The sequence below is a fragment of the Mitsuokella jalaludinii DSM 13811 genome, from assembly GCF_000702905.1.
GTDB classification, from domain to species: Bacteria; Bacillota; Negativicutes; order Selenomonadales; family Selenomonadaceae; genus Mitsuokella; species Mitsuokella jalaludinii.
In genome coordinates this window covers 13,276-33,361 of sequence record NZ_JNKR01000012.1, presented here as the reverse complement: position 1 = coordinate 33,361, position 20,086 = coordinate 13,276, and the positions used below count along the sequence as shown (strand labels likewise).

Below are 20,086 nucleotides of genomic sequence, written 5' to 3'. Positions count from 1 at the left end.
ACATACCCGCAGCAGGCCGAGCGCTTCTGCGGCGTGCATAGAACCAGAATACCCGAACAGAAAGGAAGATCATCATGAGCATCTACGATTTCACCGTCAAGACGAGCCAGGGCAAGGAAAAGTCGCTGGCAGACTACAAGGGCAAAGTCCTGCTGATCGTCAACACGGCCAGCAAGTGCGGCTTCACGCCGCAGTTCGATGACCTGCAGAAACTCTACCTCGCCTACAAGGACAAGGGCTTCGAGATCCTCGGCTTCCCGTGCAACCAGTTCGCCGCACAGGATCCGGGCAGCAACGAAGAGATTCAGCAGTTCTGCCGCTACAACTACGGCGTGACGTTCCAGATCTTCGAGAAGGGCGATGTCCGCGGTGAGACGGCCCAGCCGCTCTTCCAGTACCTCACGAAGGAGAAAGGCTTCGAGGGATTCGACAAGGAGCATCCGAACGCCGCAGTGCTCGAGGATGTTCTCAAGAAGAACTTCCCGGAGTACCTCGAAGGCGACGGCATCAAGTGGAACTTCACGAAGTTCCTCATCGACCGCGACGGCACGGTCGTCAAGCGCTTCGAGCCGACGAAAGTCCCGTCGGCCATCGCCGCAGATATCGAGAAACTGCTCTGACCGCCTGCGACAGTCCGACTGTGAACGTCTCAGGCGGAAGCATCTCATCTTCCGCCTGAGTAGCGACTGAGTCACCAGACTTGACCCGCTGAGGTAGAATACAATCGATATAATACACAGCAAAGATACCGGCGTACTGCTCATACGCCGGTATCTTTGTATCTATGCGGCTTTTGCTTGTCATCGGATTGGGCAATCAGCGGAGCATTCAGCAGGCAAATCCTAGCAGTGCGTTTGTGGGGCCTGCTGCTGACTTCCGCAGCGTCTCGCTCAAGCCTGATGATGGCAGCCGTGCCCATGCCCATGACCGTGCCCTTCGCCGTGATGCTCGCAGCGGACGGCGGGGTCGTAGGCGAGGCGGTCTGCCAGGAAGTCGGCTGCTGCCTTGTCAGCCTCGCCCTGCACGCCGCCGTAGAAGCGGATGCCTGCTGCCTTCAGAGCGTTCTGTGCGCCCGCGCCGATGCCGCCGCAAATCAGGACATCGACATGCGCTTGCTGCAAGAGCGTGACGAGTGCGCCGTGGCCTTCGCCGTTGTTCTCCAGCACATGCGTCGATTCGATGGCGCCATCTGCCACTTCGTAGATCTTGAACTGCTCGCTACGGCCAAAGTGCTGGAAGACCTGACCGTTATCATAAGGGATTGCCAATCGCATAAGAATCCTTCCTTTCGTTGCGCTGAGATCTGGCGGCACATCCATCGATGCGCCCCCTGCGGTATGGGGCTGCGGCAGGTAGCGGGATTGACCACAGCCATGGCCTTGCTGCGGGCAGAGCTCGAAGTTCCCGCCTGCGATTTGCAGTGGGCGTCCTTCGACAAGAGCCCCTGCCAGGCGGCGCCGTGCCCTCGTGTAGATGCCTTGCACCGTCGTGCGGGCCACCCCCATCTGCACAGCACATTCTTCCTGCGTCATGCCCAAGTAATCCATGAGGCGGATGCACTCATAGTCTTCGATCTCCATCCGCACGGGTGCCTTGGCCTCATCCGGCTGCGGCGCAAAGCGCGCATACAAGGGCATGGCGCAGACGCGCCGCGCCTTTGTCACTCTCCCCATACGTTTCACCTCAATCCGCCTTCCATATTCTTGACATATGTCATCTACTGTCAGTATAGCGAATTTGCTGACATATGTCAACATAAAATGAGGGCACAGGGATGTGTCGGAGGACTCCGACAAACTGACAGTCGGATAGTCGGGCAGGCGGACGGTCAGTTTGATAGTCGGACCTTCCGCGCCAAAAAGTCCAGCGCTGGACTTTTTCACCACAGAAGTGACGAATTCTCATAACAGTACGTTCTTTTTCAGGGGCTTTGTGTTACAATGAGGATACGAGTTACAACTGGCAAGGGAAAGTAAGGAATACGGTATGATTACACACACGAGACGAACGCATCTGGGACGGCAGGAATTCCTGCAGGCAGCGGCTGAGCACCTGCAGCAGGAGTGGCGTGAGGGGCACCACATCAAGTCCTGCCCGGTCTTCTTCAACATCACGAATTTTCATCTCTACAATGCCGCGCATGGCTTCCGGCGGGGGGATCTCTGCCTGCAACACATCGAGAACATCCCGCAGGAGGTGTTCCCCTGTCAGCTGGTCGTGCACCTCGGATCAGATACCTTCGCCGTTCTCGCAGATACGGCAGATGTACAGGTGCGTATTGACACGGCCTGCCAGCGCGTGCTGGCCTTCATCGGGAACCCCAACATTGCGCTGAAGGCAGGCATCCGCTTCCTCACGGGACTGCCCTCAACGAAGGACCTCAATGTCGCCTTTGACAGCGAGGCCAAGATCGCCTGCGACACGATCAAGAAGGATGCTTCGCGCCACTGGGCCGTCTACACAGAAGAACTCGGCCTGCGCCACCAGATGCAGAACTACGTGCGCGAGCACCTGGACCAGGCCATGGCCAAGGGTTACATCCGCGTCTACCTGCAGCCCGTCGTCCGCACGCTGACGGGCGAGCTCGTCAGCGCGGAGGCACTCGCACGCTGGGAGTCGCCGCAGTACGGCACGATCGCGCCGGGCATCTTCATCCCCGTGCTCGAGGAGGCGCATCTCATCCACAAGCTCGACGCCTACATCCTCCACACCGTTGCCAAGATGGCGCGCGAAAAGCTCGATGCGAACCTCCCTGTTCTCCCCATCTCGGTCAATCTCTCACGCCTTGACTTCCTGCTCCAGGACCCGTTCGCCGTCGCCGAGACGATCCGCGAAGAATACCGCCTGCCGCTCGGCCTCATCCAGATCGAGGTCACGGAAAACGCGCTGGTCGACAGAATGGACTCGGTACTGAACGGGATCCAGAAGTTCCAGAAAAAAGGCTATCCCGTGCTGCTCGACGACTTCGGCAGCGGCTATTCCTCTCTCAATGTCCTGAAGGACTACGACTTCGATACGATAAAGTTTGATATGAAGTTCCTGCATCCCTTCACCGCGAAAAGCCGCAAGATCCTCAAGTACCTCGTCAGTATGGCCAAGGACCTCTCCGTCCACACGCTGGCTGAAGGCGCGGAGACAAAGGATCAGTGCGATTTCCTGCGGGAAATCGGCTGCGAGAAGATACAGGGCTACTATTATGGCAAACCGGTTCCATGCGAGGACTTCCAACAATACTGCTTGGATAACGACCTGCACCTGGAGATCCGCGACGATACCGAACTCCTCAACAAGGCCGGGCTCGTCGACATGAACCAGACGGCCCCGGTCGCCATTCTCTACGACGACAATGAGCAGATGACCATGCTGCAGGCCAATGCACTCTACCTCGACGCCCTGCACAGCATCGGCACGCCGAGCGTCGAGCGCGTCAACATCAACTTCCGCTCGAAGAACTTCCCGATGAACGAGAAGTTCCGCCGCTTCCTCGAGCGCGGCAAGGCGACGGGCCAGTGGGAGTCGATGATGTATGTCGACAACGGCCAATACATGCGCGTCAAGATCAAGGAGCTTGCCGCACGCGGCACCCATTCAGTCCACCAGCTGCACCTCTCCAACATCAGTGCCGACAAGGCCTTCGACGACACCCACTCCCACCGCTTCGACACAATCGTGCGCAATGTGCTGCAGACCTATGATGCCATCTGGTACATCAACCTCGACCAGGACGTCATTGAAATCATTGAGCCACTGACAGAGACGCGCGTCGGCATGCAGTTCCACGATACAGCGGCAACCATGCAGCGCTTCGCCAGCCGCTACGTCCATCCGGCCGACCGCGAGCGTTTCCTCGCCTTCGCGGCTCCCGCTGCCCTGTACGAGCGTGCCTCGACCAGCCCGAAGTCCTTTATCACAGCGCCCTTCCGCATCCTGATGTCGGACGGCCACTATGTCTGGATCTTCTTCACGAGCATGGCACTCTTCAAATCGACCTCGCGCGAGATGCTCATCTGCTTCAACAGGAATTTCATAGAGCAAATCCCCGACCGCACGGTCATCATCCGCCAGATGCTCGAGAGCTACGGCATCGCCAAAGACTTCTTCGCCGCCGGACAGGACCCCCTGTACCAGGGAGCCTTTGCGACCATGCTCGAGGACATGGATGTCGAATTCTTCTGGAAGGACCGCCAGCACCGTTTCTGTGGGGCCAGCCGCGCCTTCCTCAAGGCCCGCGGCGTCCGTGATATCGCCGAGATCCGCGGCCGGACCGACAAAGAGCTCGGCTGGCAGCTGCTCGCCGAGCAGGCCTACGAGACAGAAGAGACCGTCATGCGCACTGGCACCCCTCTACTGGGCGTGCGCGAGCAGATTGATATTGGACACCGCCTCCAGGAAATCCGCGCGGCAAAATTTCCCATCCGTCAGGACGGCCAGGTCATCGGCATCTTCATCAAGCTGAGCACCCTCGTGGATGCACCGGCGCGCCGGGAGCAGGACGCCGCACTCGGCCTCATCGACGAGGAAACACACCTGCTGAGCTACTGCGGCATGCTGCGCGATGCTCTGCTGTACGCCGACGAGTACCGCCTGCACGGCAACGACTACACGGCCACGCTGCTCGACGTGCCCGAGTTCGATGGCATCGGCATGAAGTACGGCAAGGATTTCCGGCGCCACCTGCTGCAGAAGATTGTCGCACTACTGCACAAGGACCTGCCTGCCGCCTGCAGCATCGCCCGCGTCGGCAGCTGCTGTTTCATCATCTTGTCCAAGAATGCACAGGACAACGGCCTGCAGGAAGCCGCACTCAGGATTACACAGGAAGTCCATGCGATCCGCGAGGTCGACGGCCATCCCTGCACGCTCTACATGCACTACGCCAAGGCGCACGGCGCCGAGGTGCGCAGCCTCGACAGCCTCATGCGCCTGCTGATCCAGCGCCTGCAGCGCGCCGAAGAAAAGCGCTACGGGCTGACCCCCTACAGCAACGACAACCTCCTATTCTCACGGGATCTCTTCGATACGCTGCCCTTCGGCGTGATTATCTCCGACCCCGCGACACACGAGCTCCTCTACCTGAACCAGGCCCAGCGCAGAGAGCTCGGCCTGACCTACGATGAGCCGCTTGCCGGGAAGACCTGCTACCGCCTCCTGATGGGAGCGAACGCCCCGTGCGATAACTGCAACGAGAGCAAGCTCCGGCACAACGTCTGCCAGGTCCACATCTACCACAACGATACCATGAACGCCAATCTCCTGCTCTGCCACACGCTCGTCCCGTGGAACGGCAAGTCCTGCCATTTCTGCATGGCCATCAACCTCGACAAATACCAGCAGCGCCATGCCGCGCACGACAAGGTCCTCTATCAGGAGCTCTCCATAAACGACATCATCCGCGCAGGCATGTACGAGATCGACCCGGAGAGCGGCATCCGCAAGATGATGAACCGCCTCGGGCACCTGCTCTCAGCCGATCATCTCCTCATCGCCGAAGAAACGGCGACGATGCTGCGCTGCTCCCACTTCTGGGATGCACAGGATGCCCTGCCACTCTCGCGCGAGATCCAGCCCTTCCCGCGCGAGGAGATTCATTCGCTCTACGAGCACTTCCTTAAAGAGCCCGTCTTCACCATCGACGACGTCGAAGCCTTCTGCCGCGACAACGGCTACGCGCCGCGCCTGCCGAACCTCCAGCGCCTGATCTTCGTGCGCCTGCGCCTCGACGACCGCGCCTACGGCTACCTCGAGGTCATCAATCCCGCGCCCGAACAGATGGAAAAAGCGCTCCCGCTCTTGCAGGCACTCGCGCGCTTCTTCTCCATCCTGCTGCGCAACCGCAACCTGATCCGGCACATCGACCGCCTGGGCAAGATTGACCCGCTGACAGCCATCATGAACCGCCGCGGCCTGCTCGACTATCTTCAAAATCTGCCCGACAACCGCCAGTATGCCTTCTTCTTCGGAGATCTCAACGGCCTCAAGGAGACGAATGACCGCCTTGGGCACGAAGCCGGTGACACGCTCATCAAGGCCGCTGCCAGCCTCCTGGAATCCGCCTGCCCCACAGACGCCGTCTTCCGCATGGGAGGCGACGAATTCCTCATGGTAGAAGAAATCCAAGACAGTGCGCAGGCCGGTGCCATCTGCGCCCAGCTCCACGACCGCTTCCGCACCGCAGGCATCAGCATCGCCCTCGGCTACGCCCTCGCCACCACCCCCATCGACAACATCGACACCATCCTGGCCACGGCCGACCGCCACATGTACCAGGAAAAGATCCAGCACCACCAGACACGCCACCAGCACATCGATATCGATAATTGAAAAAAAGTTTCTTTTACCGTATAATTTAGCATATCAAGACGCGGTCCGGACAAGGACGGGACTTTTGCATGGCAGAGGAGGAGATGAGAGCATGAGACGCAATATCATCACTACGGCTGTCTTTTTGATTGGGATTACGATATACCTGGCGCTGCTGGGGCACATCGTGCAGAATCAGTCTGTCATGCAGCGGGAGGAATGCGCACAGGCAGCCAAGATCTACGCGGATGAGCTCGAGAAGGACTTTGGCACGAGCCTTTCGGTAACGGAGACGCTGGCCTACATGATTGCCGATACAGGAGAGCGGCCGCAGCATTTTGAAGAGCTGGCCAAGGAGATGCTCGCGACGCGCCCCTATGTGGCCAGCATCCAGCTGGCGCCGCAGGGCCGCGTGACGGATATCTACCCGGAAGATGCGGCGGGCCTGGGGAAGGTCGACCTCTTCTCGCTGGAAGACCGGCTGGGAAGCCTCGTCTACAGCCGTGACACGGGGATTGCGACCATGCAGGGGCCCTTCCAGGTGACGGACGACTACACGGCCATTGCGATGCGCCAGCCGGTCTACCGAGAGAACGCAGCGGGACAGCAGGAGTTCTGGGGCTTTACGATTGCCGTCCTCAAAGTGCCGGACGTCTTTGAAGCGACGGTGAAGTCGCTCGAGGCGACACACCATGCTTACCGCATCTCCAAGACCTCTCCAGGGCAGGATACGTACCAGGTCATCCTGGCCTCGGATGACCTCCCGGAGCCGACAGAGGCGCAGGTCTTCACGTACGGCGGGTGCAAGTGGAAGCTGGAGGTCGCCCCCGCCTGGGGCTGGCGGATGCCGCCGCCTCTCGCGATCACCCTGTCAATCGGCCTGATTCTCGTATTTCTGGTGACCTTCCTGACGCATGCCCTGCTTCACTTGCAGGACGGCCGCCGTTACCTGCGCCAGCTAGCCGATACCGATGCGCTGACGGGGCTCAACAACCGCCAGGGCTTCGATACGGCTGTCGATGCGTATCTGGACAAGGTCTCCAAGATCGGGGCCGTCGGCGTCATGATCGATATCGATGATTTCAAGCGCATCAACGATCTCTACAGCCACAATACCGGAGATGAAGCACTGCGCAGTCTGGCCAATGATCTGCGCGAGGCATTCCCTGCGCCCGCCATCGTCGGGCGCAACGGCGGCGATGAGTTCTGCATCTTCCTGCCGGACTGCACGGCATCGGAAGCCAATGTCCTGCTGCAACGGTTCAGCGCGCGCGACCTGACGTTCACATTCGGCGACCAGCAGCATGCCTACACCATCTCGATCGGCTACGCCGCCTATCCGTCGCAGGGGATCTCACGCACCGACCTCTTCCGCTGCGCCGATGCGGCGCTCTACGCCGTGAAACTTCACGGAAAGCACGGGGTCCGACTGTATGCACCGAGCGTCGCCAAGGAGGACCGCAGCCAGCTGGCATTCGGCCTCAAGGACATTATCATGCACTTCCCGGGCGCAATCCTCATCTACAAGGCCACGGGCAAGGAGGAAATCCTCTTTGCCAACAACGAGCTCATCCGGCTGTTCGACTGCCGGACACTCGAGGAATTCCAGCAGTTCACCGGCGGCACCTTCCGCGGCATCGTCCATCCGGAGGAATACGAGGCCGTCGAGCAGAGCATCTGGGAGCAAGTCCAGCAGCCGAACAGCGACGGCAACGACGCCGTTCGCTACCGCATCATCACGAAGAGCGGCCAGGTCAAGTGCATCCTCGACAAGGGCCGCCTCGTCGAGACGGACGTCTACGGCAAGGTCTTTTATGTGCTCATGATCGATGAGAGCAACTGGTGACAATACAAAAAATAACCCTGTCCCATTCTCGGGGCAGGGTTATTTTGGTGCGGGCAAGTGTCAGCTCCGCTCCGTCCGGTGGCACCAGAGAGCGTCGGCGAGCAGCAGGACAGCGACGACATAGAACATATGGCGCAGTCCGAAGATGGCGACGAGATGGCCGCCAAAGAAGGCGCCGGAAAACATGCCGATGAATTGGAAGGACTGATTGAAGCCGTAGATGCGACCCATGCAGGCGGCCGGAGCGAGCTGTCGGATGAGGTTGTTGATGGAGGGCATGAGGCCTGCGACGGCGATGCCGTGCACGAAGCGCAGCAGGGCGAGCTGCCACGGTGCGGTCACGAGGCCCTGCGGGATGGCGGCAAGGCCTGCGAGCAGCAGGCAGGCTGGCAGGACGCGGTTCGACCCAATACGGTCGGAGAGGTGCCCGAGGCGCGAGGCGAACAGCATGCTCGCAAAGCCTGCACTCGAGAACACAGCACCTGAAACGACGGCAAGGTGCTCGGTCGTCGGAGCCAGTTCCTTGACATAGACCGTCAGGATCGGCTGGACGCAGGTCAGCGAGAACTGCATGATGAGCGTCGTCAGGAAGAGTCCGACGATGGCCCTGCGGTGCGGAAGCTTGGCAAACATCTCGCGCAGTCCGACTGTCGCCTTCTGGACAGCCGGACGGTGCGTCTCCCGGACGCGCGTCAGGGCGAGGCAGCCGAGCAGGCACAGCGTGCCGATGCAGAGGAAACTCGCGCGGATGCCTGTGAACTCCGCAAGGAAACCGCCGAGCAGAGGCCCCAGCAGGGCGCCTGTGACCTGTGACGAGAAGAACAGGCCCATGGCCCAGCCCGAGTGCTCCTTCGGCGTCTCCTGGGCGAGCAGCGGCACGACAGCCGCCTGGAAGCCCGACAGGCATCCCTGCAGGAGGCGCAGCGCCACGAGATGCCAGACCGACTGCGCAAACGACATTCCTATCATGATGAGGCCGAGCCAGCACGACGCGCGCAGGATCATCGGCTTGCGCCCATAGCGGTCCGCCAGGCGCCCCCATATCGGCGAGAAAATCGCGAGGCTGACGAAGTTGCAGCCGTAGACAATACCCGACCAGCGCGCGACCTCTCCCGCCCCTGTTACGCCGAGTTCCTCAATGTAGAGCGGCAGGATCGGCGCCATCTGACTCATCCCCACCGCTACGACGAATGACGCCACACAGCAGATGTAGAGATTCCGCCGCCATACCTGTAAATCCGAATCCATACCTTCACCATACCTTCCCGTTTCCTTCACGACCATTCGGTACACCTTTCGGCACCCGCATTTCTTTCATAGGTTTATTCATGCTGCTCTTACAGGCACCAGTTCCCTAGGGCACAACCACATTTTCTTCATAGGTTCATGCATGCCGCTTTCCAATACGCCTAAGGGCTCAGGCCCGGGACCGCATTTCTTTCACAAGTTCATTTTCCCCGCCATCCAGCGTTCTCAGGGGCTTTGAATAGCACCCGCATTTCTTTCATAAGTTTAGAATCACTCCCTCGAAGAACCTTTTGTGGATAATTTTGTGGATATCCTGTGTATAACTACTGTTTGCCTGTGCACAAATCGACCATTCGGTACACCTTTTCTCGACCGTTCGGTACACCTTTCCTAAAATCCTCGACCATTTGGTACACCTTTCGATTGTCATTTTTGATGTTTCATCAAAGGAAAAAGTGAGGATTTACAAGGGGTTGCTGATTTGTCAGAATAGTCTTTTGCACTTGCTTTTTCCGGCAACGACCGAACGGTACACCTTTCATTGCTGTATTTTGGTCCAAGAATCCAGCAATACCAAGGGGTTGCGGGCATTTTTGCATTTCGACCGTTTGGTACACCTTTCGACCAAACGGTACACCTTTCCGGACTTCTTCCATCTGGCATCTTCGCAAGAATCTAGGTTTTATGCGGTCTGGCGGCTTCGACCAAACGGTACACCTTTGGCACTACTATACTATACTAATATACTATAATACTGTATATAGGCAGATTGCAAAGGGAGAAAGTTGCCGCTTCACCTTCTTTTTCTCATCTAGTCCATGTATAATATTCCTAGCATGGGAACATTAAGCGCAAACGAGAGGAGAACGACACATGTCGGCACAAGAAGAGATGGATTTGGTACATCGCTCGGTATTCCTAATCCCGAAAGATACCGGCCCGATGACAATCGCACAGGAATTCGCCACGGCAAAGTACGCTCTGAGCAAGAACCAGCTCAAGGCATGGTATCTCTTCATCGCTTCCATGGATGAACACCATGTACCGGAGCAGGGCACGATGTACACCTTCGATGCCGTCCGATTTGCGGACAAGCTCAACATCAACGCAACCAAGGCACGCGGCATGATTGTCGCGGAAATCTTCACCAAGCTCTCTCAGAACTATATAGACCTTCGGTCGAGAGAAGATGGCAGCGGTGAACAAGATATCTACCACGCCAATTTCATCTCAGAGCTCTCCTACAACCGCAAAACGCACATCCTCGAAGTCAGCATCCCGCCGCGCCTCAACCAGTATCTCTTCAACCTCCGCGAAGGAACGTACATCTCGATGGACATCGAAGACATCTTAGCCCTAGATACCATCGTATCGATGCGCCTCTTTATCTATCTGCGCAATCTCGGTCGTCTGAACATCCATGAAATCTCGGTAGACCGCTTGCGCAGGGAAATTGCACTCTATCCAGAATCCTCTTACAAGGAGTTCAAACGCAGAGTAATCACGCCCTCTATCGAGGAAATTCGATGCCATACAAAGTACAAGGACTTCTTCATCGATGACGACGGTGGCCCAGGACGCAAGGCCACAACCATCGTCTTCGGCTTTACCAAGACGCCGATTGGAGACACGTACTTCCCAAATCTCGCGCCTGCACTCGTCAAACAGCTGCGGGAAAAGTTCAGTGAGCGCATTCTTGTCCTCTTCAGCATGGCCTGTGACGAGGGCTTTGAGCCCAGCTACATCAAGGACAGCTTTGACGGAATCTCAGAAGCCTGCATCGTCAGCAACTTCCACCTCGTCTTTGATCGTATCACCAAAGATGCGCGCATGGGCAAGAAGAAGGGGCCGGATACTTACGGACGTTACTTCATCACCGCAGTCAAGCAGGACTGGGCTGGAGCCTCGCACCAGGGGAAAACAGCCCTAAAGAAGGGCATGGCTCGCATCGAGAATAAGCAGCTCGAGGAGCGTATGCGTGAGGCTAAGGAACAAGAGGACAACCAGGACCGCGCGGATTATTATCTGAAACATGCCAAGGAGTACGTCGCCGCTATGACACTGTCCGATCTCCTCGCCTTCATGAAGCGCCATGCTTCCCAGCTCGACTACCTCGCAGGCCGCAGGGGCTTCAACCGCGAACATGCCTGCTCGCGCAAGAAGACGTATCGTGAATACCGCCTGCTGACACAGGTCGTACTCGGAAAGATGATGGCAGGCGAGATCCCGGTATCAGTGAACAGCAGCTCGCTTTTTGAATGAATGCCATCGTACTTTCGATACTGCAAACAAAAGCTAGATACGAGCACAAAACAAAACCAGCCTCACCGCTCATCACCGTGGAGGCTGGTTTTTTATCGATCCGAATCTGACATAGAGCGCATGGTTACAGCTGAAAACAACATCTTCTCTTTTCGGGCGTGTACTTGTATAATAGACGTAGAAAGAATAATTCGTGTAATCGTCTACAGGAATGGGACTCTTGCTGGTGGAGTCTCCATCCACGACCAACGGGATGCAGCTGCGCACAGCTCAAAACGTCTAGAATTGGACGTTTTCCTTGAACGACGAATCCCGCGAGCAAGAACAAAATGATTTTTCGTGAGAGGAACGCATAATGAAACAGGAAATGAAAAACCTGGGCGACTTCCCAGGAGTGGTAGAGAACCTGTCGTGTTGTTTCTACATCACGCAGGCGGAGGAGCCGTATGAGCTGCTCTATGCCAATGAGGAAATGCTGCGGCTGTTTGACTGCCGCGACTTTGATGAGCTTTACCGACATGTCGATGGCGATGCCTTCCATGTCATCGCGATGGATGACCGTGCGCGCGTGAAGCAGGAAATTGTGCATGAACTGGCCGAGAGAAATGACCGCTTCGACCATGCCCGCGGCCATCTCTTCACGCGCACGAGCCGCATCCGCTATGCGGACGTCTCGGGGCGCATCGTCGAGACGCAGGCGCATGGCAAGGTCTGTTATTGCACGCTGCAAGAAATCGATATCCCGCTGCCGGGCGTCACGGTGGACCGCGACATCCGCGATTATGTCATCAGCCACCTCGATGAGGCCATCGAGAATCACTGGATCCAGGTCTACTACCAGCCGGTCATCCGCACGCTGACCGGGGAACTCTGCGGCATGGAGGCCCTGGCCCGCTGGGTCGACCCGCAGATCGGCTTCCTCTCACCGGCGTCCTTCATCCCGGTCTTGGAACAGGTGCGCCTGATCCACCAGCTCGACGCCTATGTGCTCGAGGAGGTCTGCCACATGCTGCGCCAGCGGCTCAACCACGACCTGCCGATCACACCGGTCTCGTTCAATCTCTCACGCTACGATTTCGATATGGTCGATGTCTTTCACCTTGTAGAAAAGACGCGCGCCGCGTACCAGATTCCGCGTGATGCCCTGCATGTCGAGATCACGGAGAGCGCGCTCGCCGAGAATGACGACGCCGTCCACCGGGCTGTCGACCGCCTGCGGGACGAGGGCTATGAGATCTGGCTCGACGATTTCGGCAGCGGCTACTCTTCGCTGAACATCCTCAAGGACTACACGGTCGACCTCATCAAGCTCGACATGGGCTTTTTGCGCAGCTTCACGGAGAAGTCGCGCGACATCATCCGCTCGGTCATCGACATGGCCAAGGAACTCGGCATCAAGACACTTGCCGAGGGCGTCGAGACGCAGGAGCATGCTGAGTTCCTCGCTTCGATTGGCTGCGGGCGACAGCAGGGCTACTACTACGGCAAGCCGCAGCCGCTCGTGGGAACGCTCGCGCATATCGAGGCAGAGGGGCGGGAGATCGAGCTGCGCAAGTGGTGCCACTATTACGATGTCGCAAGCATGGCCATCCGCGAGACGAACCAGGCGAGTTCACTCTTCGACCTGCATGAGGACGGATATCTCCACTACCTCTACACCAACCGGGTTTACCGGGAACAGCTCCATGCACTCGGCTATCGCTGCCGGGATGTCGAGGGATTTCTCAATCATAAGGCACGTCCCGAGATCTCTGCCACGTTCCGGCACTATGTCAGCCGCTCGCTCCAGTCCGGCTCACCGGAGTCGTTCTGTTACATTGACGGCGGGGACTACATCCGCATCCGCCTGCGCGTCATCTGCGAGATGAACCATCATCTCCTCATCCACACGGGATTCGAGAACATCTCCCGGAGCGATGCGGGCGAGCAGCTCGTCAAGCTCGACAACAACCTGCGCTATCTCTACACGATGTTCGAGAACATCTCTCTCGTCGATTTCCAGCGTGATACGATTGAGCCGATATACGTCCACGATGCGCCTACGCGTGAGACGGTCCACGGCATCCGCAGGTATCTGCAGTCGTTCGCCCAGGAATATGTCTACGAACCCGACCGGCAGGGCTATCTGGATTTCTGCAATCCGGACACCGCCGTCGCGCGCATCCAGAAGAGCCGCTACAGCCGCATCGCACATTGTTGCCGCGTGCGCGATCCGCACGGCAATTACCACTGGCGGGAGTGCGTGGCTGTCCTGCTCCAGAAAGGCCTGACGGAAAGAAGCGGTCATACCCCACTCATGCTGACGGCCGAAAAGACCATCGAAGAGCAAGTCCTCCTGACGGAGTCCCGCACACCAGAGCAGAGCACGCTCGACACCCTGCTCTGGCAGAGTCTCATGCATCACACGCGGTTCTGCTACTTCTGGAAAGACAAGGACCTCCGCTTCCTCGGCGCGACAAAGGCATTCCTGAAGTTCTACGGCTTCAACTCCGAGGCCGATATCCTCGGCAAGACGGACGAGGAGATGAACTGGCATCTCGACAACGACACCTACCGCCTCGACGAGATCGCGCTCCTGCAAACGGGCAAGCCTGTCGAGAATGTGAAGGGAACGTGCATCATCCGGGGCGTCCTGCGCCACATCACCTGCTACAAGTGGCCCCTCTACCGCGAGGGCGAGATCATCGGCCTCTTGGGCGTCTTTTTCGAGGCGGAGGATCTCTCTAGCAAGATCAACCAGAGCCTCGTCTCTCCCTATGAGGATCCTGTCACAGGGCTGCACAACCGCCAGGGCTTTCTCGGCGATCTGATCAGCTACCAGGAAGCGTATGCGGTCGACCAGCAGCCCTACGCGCTGATCCTCCTAGAGAGCTGCTTCGACGAGCAGATCCAGAAGACGTATGGCCCTTCCTTCCTGCGCGCGCTCATCCGCCAGGAGGCGGACATCCTGCGCACACATGCGGGAAAGGATACCGTCATCTCGCGCCTCCGGCACACGACTTTCGCCATCCTGCGCCGCGAGACAAGCTCTGAGGACTGCACCGCCTCCGAGGCCATCGCGCGCGACCTCCAGCAGCGCCTGCAGTCCATCCACCAGCTTGACGGCAATCCTGTCACCATCACCTTCCGCTACAGCATCGTCCACGCGACCGATCCTGCCATCCACAAGACCGCCGACGGCAATGTCAGCTACATCTACCGCCTCGCCAGCGAGCGGCTGCGCCACAAGGCATGACCGTCCCGGCAACAAGATGATTTCTGCCTGCTCCATGCGCTGGCAGGAATCATTTTTTGTGATGAGAATGCCGCATTTTCTGATTCATCTGGGTGGCGAAAAGAGGAGGGCTTATCTTGGTTCTCTAAGAGAGAGTTGCTATAATAGACGTCATAATAGACAATGACATTGTCTGGTGAATCACCTATGTTCAGCAAGAGGAATGCATGATGGATTATGAACGGAAAGATCTGAGCGGATTCCCCGGCATTGCGGAGAATCTGCCTTGTTGTTTTTTCATCGCACGAGCAGAAAAGCCGTATGAGCTGCTTTACGCCAATGATGAGATGATGCGGGTGTATGACTGCCGCAGCTACGAAGAGCTCTACCGCCATATCGAAGGAAAAGCGCCGAACTTCATTGCGCTGGACGACCGCGCTCGCGTCGAGCAGGAGGTCAGCCATGCGCTCCTGGAGCGACACGGCCGCTTCTCGCACATCCAGGGGCATCTCTTCACGCGCACGAGCCGCATCCGCTATGCGGATTTCGCGGGGCATCTCGTCCATACGCAGGCGTATGGCAATGTGCTCTACTGCACGTTGCAGGAGATCGACGTCCCGCAGCCAGGGCAGGTCATCGACCGCGATATCCGCGACTATATTGTCGGCCATCTCCAAGAGGCCATCGACAACCACTGGATCCAGGTCTACTATCAGCCGGTCATCCGCACATTGACGGGCGAGCTCTGCGGCATGGAGGCCCTGGCTCGCTGGGTCGATCCGCAGATTGGCTTTCTCTCCCCGGCGTCCTTCATCCCGGTCCTGGAACAGGTGCGCCTGATCCACCAGCTCGACGCCTATGTGCTCGAGGAGGTCTGCCGCATGCTGCGCCAGCGCTTCAACCACGATCTGCCGGTCACACCCGTCTCATTCAATCTGTCGCGTTATGACTTCAGCGCCGTCGACATCTTCTCTCTCGTCGAAAAGACGCGCATCAAATATCAGATTCCGCGCGACTACCTGCATGTCGAGATCACGGAGAGCGCGCTCGCCGAGAATGACGACGCCGTCCACCAGGCCGTCGACCGCCTGCGGAACGAGGGCTATGAGATCTGGCTCGACGATTTTGGCAGCGGCTATTCCTCGCTGAACATCCTTAAAGACTACACGGTCGACCTCATCAAGCTCGACATGGGCTTCTTGCGCAGCTTCACGGAGAAGTCGCGCGACATCATCTGCTCGGTCATCGACATGGCCAAGGAGCTCGGCATCAAGACGCTTGCCGAAGGCGTCGAGACACAGGAGCATGCCGAATTCCTTGCCTCGATCGGCTGCGGCCGCCAGCAGGGCTATCTCTACGGCAAACCGCAGCCGCTAGTCGGCACGCTGGCCCACATAGAGGCCGACGCCCGCCGCACTGAACCGCGCAAGTGGTGCCACTATTATGATACGGCCAGCATGGCCATCCGGCAGACCGACCGGACGAGTGCGCTCTTTGACCTGCACAAGGACGGGTATCTCCATTTCCTTTACGTCAACAAGCCCTACCGGCAGCAGCTCCACGCACTGGGCTATTCCTGCCAGGATGTCGAAGATATGTTCAACCGTCCGACTTTGCCCACACGTTTCGGGAGTTCATCGACCAGTCACGCCAGAGCGGCAGGCCCGAATCGTTCTGCTACGTCGAGAACGGGGACTACGTCAACATCCGCCTGCGCATCGTCTGTGAGATGAACCAGCATGTGCTCATCCACTCCGAGCTGGAGAACATCTCGAAGAGCGCCGCGAATCTGCAGCGGGGCAAGCTCGACGACAACCTGCGCTATCTCTACACCATGTTCGAGTACATCAACCTCGTGGATCTCAAGCACCATAAGGTCGAACCCCTCTACGTTCACGATTCTCTGTTCCAATTGGAACAGGCTGCGCAGACAGGCGATTTCCACGAAATCTTGCAGAGTGTCAGCCGTGCGTACATCTACGAAGAGGACCAGGAGGGCTATCTGGCCTTCTTCAATCCCGATACGATCGTAGAGCGCATCCAGAAGAGCCCCTACGGGCGACTGGAGCACTGCTTCCGCATGCGTGACAAACAGGGCAATTATGTCTGGCAGGAATGCGTCGTCATCCTGCTCAACAACGGGAGGGAAGAAGAGGCGCCGCTCCTGCTGACGGCGACCAAGAGCATCCACGCGCCGATCGCCCCTTCCGGCAGCCATGAGGCGCATCATCCTTCTCTTGACGCCTTGCTCTGGCAGAGCTTCGTGCACCATACGAAGTTCTGTTATTTCTGGAAGGACCGCGAGCGCCGCTTCCTCGGCGCGACGGATGCCTTTTTGAAGTTCTACGGCTTTCGCACGGATCAGGAGATCCTCGGCAAGACGGATGAGGATATGAACTGGCATCTCGACAACAATTCGTACCGCCTCGATGAGCTCGAGGTCATCCAGAAGGGCCGTGTCATCGAGAACGTCGCGGGCGACTGCATCATTCACGGCGTCCTGCGCCACATCACCTGCTACAAGTGGCCGCTCTACCGGGATGGCGTGATCATCGGCCTCATGGGTATCTTCTTTGAGGCCGATGACATGTACCGCAAACTCCACCAGAACCTCCCCTCGCCCTACGAAGACCCGATCACAGGCCTGCACAACCGCCAGGGCTTCCTCGGCGACCTGCTCCAGTATCAGGAGGCGTATGCCATCGATAATCAGCCCTATACCCTCATCCTCCTGGAGAGCCGCTTCGATGAGCGGATCCAGCGGTCATACGGCTCGCCTCTGCTGCGCGCGCTCATCCGCAAAGAGGCATCCATCCTGCGCGACCTCGTCGGGAAGGACTCCGTCATCGCGCGCGTCCAGCACGCGATGTTTGCCATCCTGCGCCGCGAGAACAGCCAGAAGGATGCCATGGATTCGGAACTTCTCGCGCACACCATACAGAGCCACCTGCAGGCCATCCACCAGATTGACGGCAATCCTGTCACCGTCAACTTCCAGTACAGCATCGTCCACGCTGCCGACCTTGCCCACCACAAGACCACAGGCAGGAATGCCAGCTACATCTACCGCCTGGCACTGGAGCGCTTGCGTCACGGCCAATAAAAAATCGAGGAACAATGTGTTCCTCGATTTTTTTGTTTGCGGGTGTTCGAAGTAGTCCAGCCCTGCTTTCTGCAATCGTTATCTGAAAGAGAGCGGTCGTCCTTCATTCTGGCAGCATTGGATATACGCAAGAATCGTATTCGCGGCCGTTTCCAGGGAAATATTGCTCGTGTTGATCATCATGTCGTAGTTCGTCGGCTCGCCCCAGCGCTGCCCGGTGTAGAACTCATAATACTGCTTGCGGCGGTTCTCTTCGTGATTCAGCTCCTTCAGGCTCATGCCGTGGTATTTCGTTTTTCCGCGTGCGATGCGGAAATCATCGTCGGCATAGATGAAGAAGGAGAACACGTCCGGCCGGTTGCGCAGGATGTAATCGGCGCAGCGGCCGAGAAAGATGGCACTCTCCGGACGGTCTGCCACATTGAGGATGACTTTCGCCTGTTCCACATACATGCGGTTGTTCTCCACCATCCGCTCAAAGCCTTCGTACTTATCGAGATTGCCTTGGGCTTCTTCCGGCGTGTGGTATGAGCGCGCGATTGCCTCTTCGATATCCACACCGTTGTGCAGATTCTCTGCAGCCATCTCGACGATCTTGCTGTTGAAATGGTGGCAGTGCAGCTTCTTGGTCAGGATCTCGGCGATTTCTCGTCCACCGCTGCCAAATTGCCTGGAAATCGTAATCAGTGTCTTTGCCATAGCAAATCCTCCTCTTCTCACTGCTTGGCTTTGGGATCATACTGCGGGATGGCCTGCACGATGTCGGGCATCTCGTGCTGTCCTGCCAGGATCTGGCGGCGCAGATCGAGTTCTGCCGTCATATCGGTGCGGATATTGTCCAGCTTGTAGAAGTAGATAAGGGCCGCGATGATGGCGCAGAGCAGGATCGGGATCCAGATGAAGCAGTCTTCGATGGCGGAAAGTGCTGAGGCAGTCTGTACGGCGTTCGGGACGTATCCACCCATGTTCAGGAACAGGCCGACGACAAAGCTCGTCAGGCCCATGCCGCCTTTGACGAAGAAGCCCTGGAAGGCTGCAATCAGGCCCGCAACGCTGCGGTTCTTCTTGTACTCCGAGTAATCGATGACATCCGGCTGCATCGCGAAGGTGACGCCGAAGATGCCGTAGATGCCGAGGCCCGTGATGACGAGACCGGCCAGTAGGCAGAAGATCGAGGACTGGCCGAAGTAGATCAGTAAGTCGCCTGCTACATAGAGCGCGACACTGAAGAACATCAGGCTGCGTTTCTTGAAATGTTTCTCAAGTGTCGGCAAGGCCAGGAGCATAGGAAGACCTGACAGGATTCCGAGCAGACCGACAAGCGCCAGTAAGTCCGAGCGGTCCAGGTTGTACTTGAAGTAATAGATGACCGTCGTATTGCGGACCACGTAGAGGGAAAAGTAGAACAGGTTCAGGAAAAACAGGATCCATGCCTGTCCCGTCAGCCCCTTGAAGCTGTCCTTGAGGCTCATGTGCTCGTTGCTGACCGTCGGGGGAACGACTTCTTTCGTACTCGAGAACGTGAAGAAGAAGATAAGCATCGCAACGATGCCGTAGAGCGTCATCGTGACGAGATAGCCCTGCGCTTCATCGCCTGCACCAAAGAAGTCGACGAGCGGCGCGGTGATGGACATGACGATGGCCGTGCCGATCATCGCACAGATCATGCGGGTCGATACCAGAATATCGCGTTCATGGATATCCGAGGTCAGGCGCGGGACAATCGTGTTCAGCGGGATGTTCACGACCGTGTACGCGGTGCAGAGCAGGCAGTAGGTGACATAGGCCCAGATCAGCTTGCCCGTCGCATCGAAGTCGGGGATATAGAACGTCAGGAACGTGAAGACTGCAAAGGGGACGGCGCCAATCAGGAAGTACGGGCGCCCCTGCCCCCAGCGCGTGTGGGTGTGATCGACAATGATGCCCATCATGGTATCGGTCATCGCATCGATGAACTTGGTCACCAGCATCATCGTGCCAGCAGCTGCTGCGGCGATGCCGAATACATCCGTGTAGAATACCATCAGATACGATGCCATCGTACTGAACACCAGATTACAGCCAAGGTCGCCCATGCCGTATCCGATGCGAACACGCCATTTACTCATCAAGA

At 57.9% G+C, this 20,086-nt stretch carries 12 protein-coding genes; 7 read left to right on the top strand and 5 right to left on the bottom strand.

Features of this window, described 5'->3' with window-relative positions; all coding sequences use genetic code 11:
• The first annotated feature begins 74 nt into the window (after positions 1-74).
• The gene (locus T518_RS07200; RefSeq protein ID WP_036377504.1) at positions 75-620 is read left to right on the top strand and encodes a glutathione peroxidase; all 546 of its coding nucleotides are present in this window, start codon (positions 75-77) and stop codon (positions 618-620) included.
• Between the two features lie 270 nt (positions 621-890).
• On the opposite strand, the gene T518_RS11625 is transcribed toward T518_RS07200, so the two are convergent.
• Positions 891-1,673, bottom strand: coding sequence for a DUF134 domain-containing protein (locus T518_RS11625; protein ID WP_036377501.1), 783 nt, complete (start codon positions 1,671-1,673; stop codon positions 891-893).
• Positions 1,674-1,986: 313 nt separating this feature from the next.
• On the opposite strand from T518_RS11625, the gene T518_RS11400 reads away from it, so the two are divergent.
• Positions 1,987-6,321, top strand: a complete 4,335-nt coding sequence (locus T518_RS11400) for an EAL domain-containing protein (protein WP_051652242.1) — start codon at positions 1,987-1,989, stop codon at positions 6,319-6,321.
• 91 nt (positions 6,322-6,412) lie between these two features.
• Positions 6,413-8,146 (top strand): sensor domain-containing diguanylate cyclase, encoded by a 1,734-nt coding sequence (locus tag T518_RS07185; protein ID WP_051652241.1) that lies wholly within the window; start codon positions 6,413-6,415, stop codon positions 8,144-8,146.
• Positions 8,147-8,206: 60 nt separating this feature from the next.
• On the opposite strand, the gene T518_RS07180 is transcribed toward T518_RS07185, so the two are convergent.
• Entirely contained in the window at positions 8,207-9,394 is a 1,188-nt protein-coding gene (locus tag T518_RS07180; RefSeq protein ID WP_036377499.1) for an MFS transporter, read from the bottom strand.
• Positions 9,395-9,837: 443 nt separating this feature from the next.
• Positions 9,838-10,050, bottom strand: coding sequence for a hypothetical protein (locus tag T518_RS12105; RefSeq protein ID WP_162177218.1), 213 nt, complete (start codon positions 10,048-10,050; stop codon positions 9,838-9,840).
• A gap of 217 nt (positions 10,051-10,267) precedes the next feature.
• Here T518_RS12105 and T518_RS07175 point away from each other — a divergent pair, with 217 nt between their 5' ends.
• From T518_RS07175 to T518_RS12215, 4 genes are all read left to right on the top strand, one after another.
• The gene (locus T518_RS07175) at positions 10,268-11,656 is read left to right on the top strand and encodes a replication initiation protein (protein WP_036377496.1); all 1,389 of its coding nucleotides are present in this window, start codon (positions 10,268-10,270) and stop codon (positions 11,654-11,656) included.
• 367 nt (positions 11,657-12,023) lie between these two features.
• The gene (locus tag T518_RS07170) at positions 12,024-14,891 is read left to right on the top strand and encodes an EAL domain-containing protein (RefSeq protein WP_248617169.1); all 2,868 of its coding nucleotides are present in this window, start codon (positions 12,024-12,026) and stop codon (positions 14,889-14,891) included.
• Positions 14,892-15,217: 326 nt separating this feature from the next.
• Complete coding sequence (locus tag T518_RS12220) at positions 15,218-16,603, top strand: EAL domain-containing protein (RefSeq protein ID WP_211248193.1); 1,386 nt, start codon at positions 15,218-15,220, stop codon at positions 16,601-16,603.
• Positions 16,600-17,973, top strand: coding sequence for a diguanylate cyclase domain-containing protein (locus tag T518_RS12215; protein WP_211248192.1), 1,374 nt, complete (start codon positions 16,600-16,602; stop codon positions 17,971-17,973). The genes T518_RS12220 and T518_RS12215 overlap by 4 nt, the downstream gene beginning before the upstream one ends.
• A 78-nt stretch (positions 17,974-18,051) precedes the next feature.
• Here T518_RS12215 and T518_RS07160 read toward each other — a convergent pair whose 3' ends face one another.
• On the bottom strand, positions 18,052-18,672 hold the full coding sequence (locus T518_RS07160) for a cytidylate kinase-like family protein (RefSeq protein WP_036377491.1): 621 nt from the start codon (positions 18,670-18,672) through the stop codon (positions 18,052-18,054).
• A 17-nt stretch (positions 18,673-18,689) separates the two neighbouring features.
• Positions 18,690-20,081 carry a glycoside-pentoside-hexuronide (GPH):cation symporter gene (locus tag T518_RS07155; RefSeq protein WP_051652240.1) on the bottom strand — a complete coding sequence of 464 codons (1,392 nt, stop codon included), beginning with the start codon at positions 20,079-20,081 and terminating at the stop codon, positions 18,690-18,692.
• Positions 20,082-20,086 lie beyond the last annotated feature (5 nt).

Coding starts and splice junctions, on each gene's coding strand:
- T518_RS07200 (WP_036377504.1), top strand. CDS start 75: ATGAGCATCTACGATTTCACCGTCAAGACGAGCCAGGGCAAGGAAAAG.
- T518_RS11625 (WP_036377501.1), bottom strand. CDS start 1,673: ATGGGGAGAGTGACAAAGGCGCGGCGCGTCTGCGCCATGCCCTTGTAT.
- T518_RS11400 (WP_051652242.1), top strand. CDS start 1,987: ATGATTACACACACGAGACGAACGCATCTGGGACGGCAGGAATTCCTG.
- T518_RS07185 (WP_051652241.1), top strand. CDS start 6,413: ATGAGACGCAATATCATCACTACGGCTGTCTTTTTGATTGGGATTACG.
- T518_RS07180 (WP_036377499.1), bottom strand. CDS start 9,394: ATGGATTCGGATTTACAGGTATGGCGGCGGAATCTCTACATCTGCTGT.
- T518_RS12105 (WP_162177218.1), bottom strand. CDS start 10,050: ATGGAAGAAGTCCGGAAAGGTGTACCGTTTGGTCGAAAGGTGTACCAA.
- T518_RS07175 (WP_036377496.1), top strand. CDS start 10,268: ATGTCGGCACAAGAAGAGATGGATTTGGTACATCGCTCGGTATTCCTA.
- T518_RS07170 (WP_248617169.1), top strand. CDS start 12,024: ATGAAAAACCTGGGCGACTTCCCAGGAGTGGTAGAGAACCTGTCGTGT.
- T518_RS12220 (WP_211248193.1), top strand. CDS start 15,218: ATGATGCGGGTGTATGACTGCCGCAGCTACGAAGAGCTCTACCGCCAT.
- T518_RS12215 (WP_211248192.1), top strand. CDS start 16,600: ATGAACCAGCATGTGCTCATCCACTCCGAGCTGGAGAACATCTCGAAG.
- T518_RS07160 (WP_036377491.1), bottom strand. CDS start 18,672: ATGGCAAAGACACTGATTACGATTTCCAGGCAATTTGGCAGCGGTGGA.
- T518_RS07155 (WP_051652240.1), bottom strand. CDS start 20,081: ATGAGTAAATGGCGTGTTCGCATCGGATACGGCATGGGCGACCTTGGC.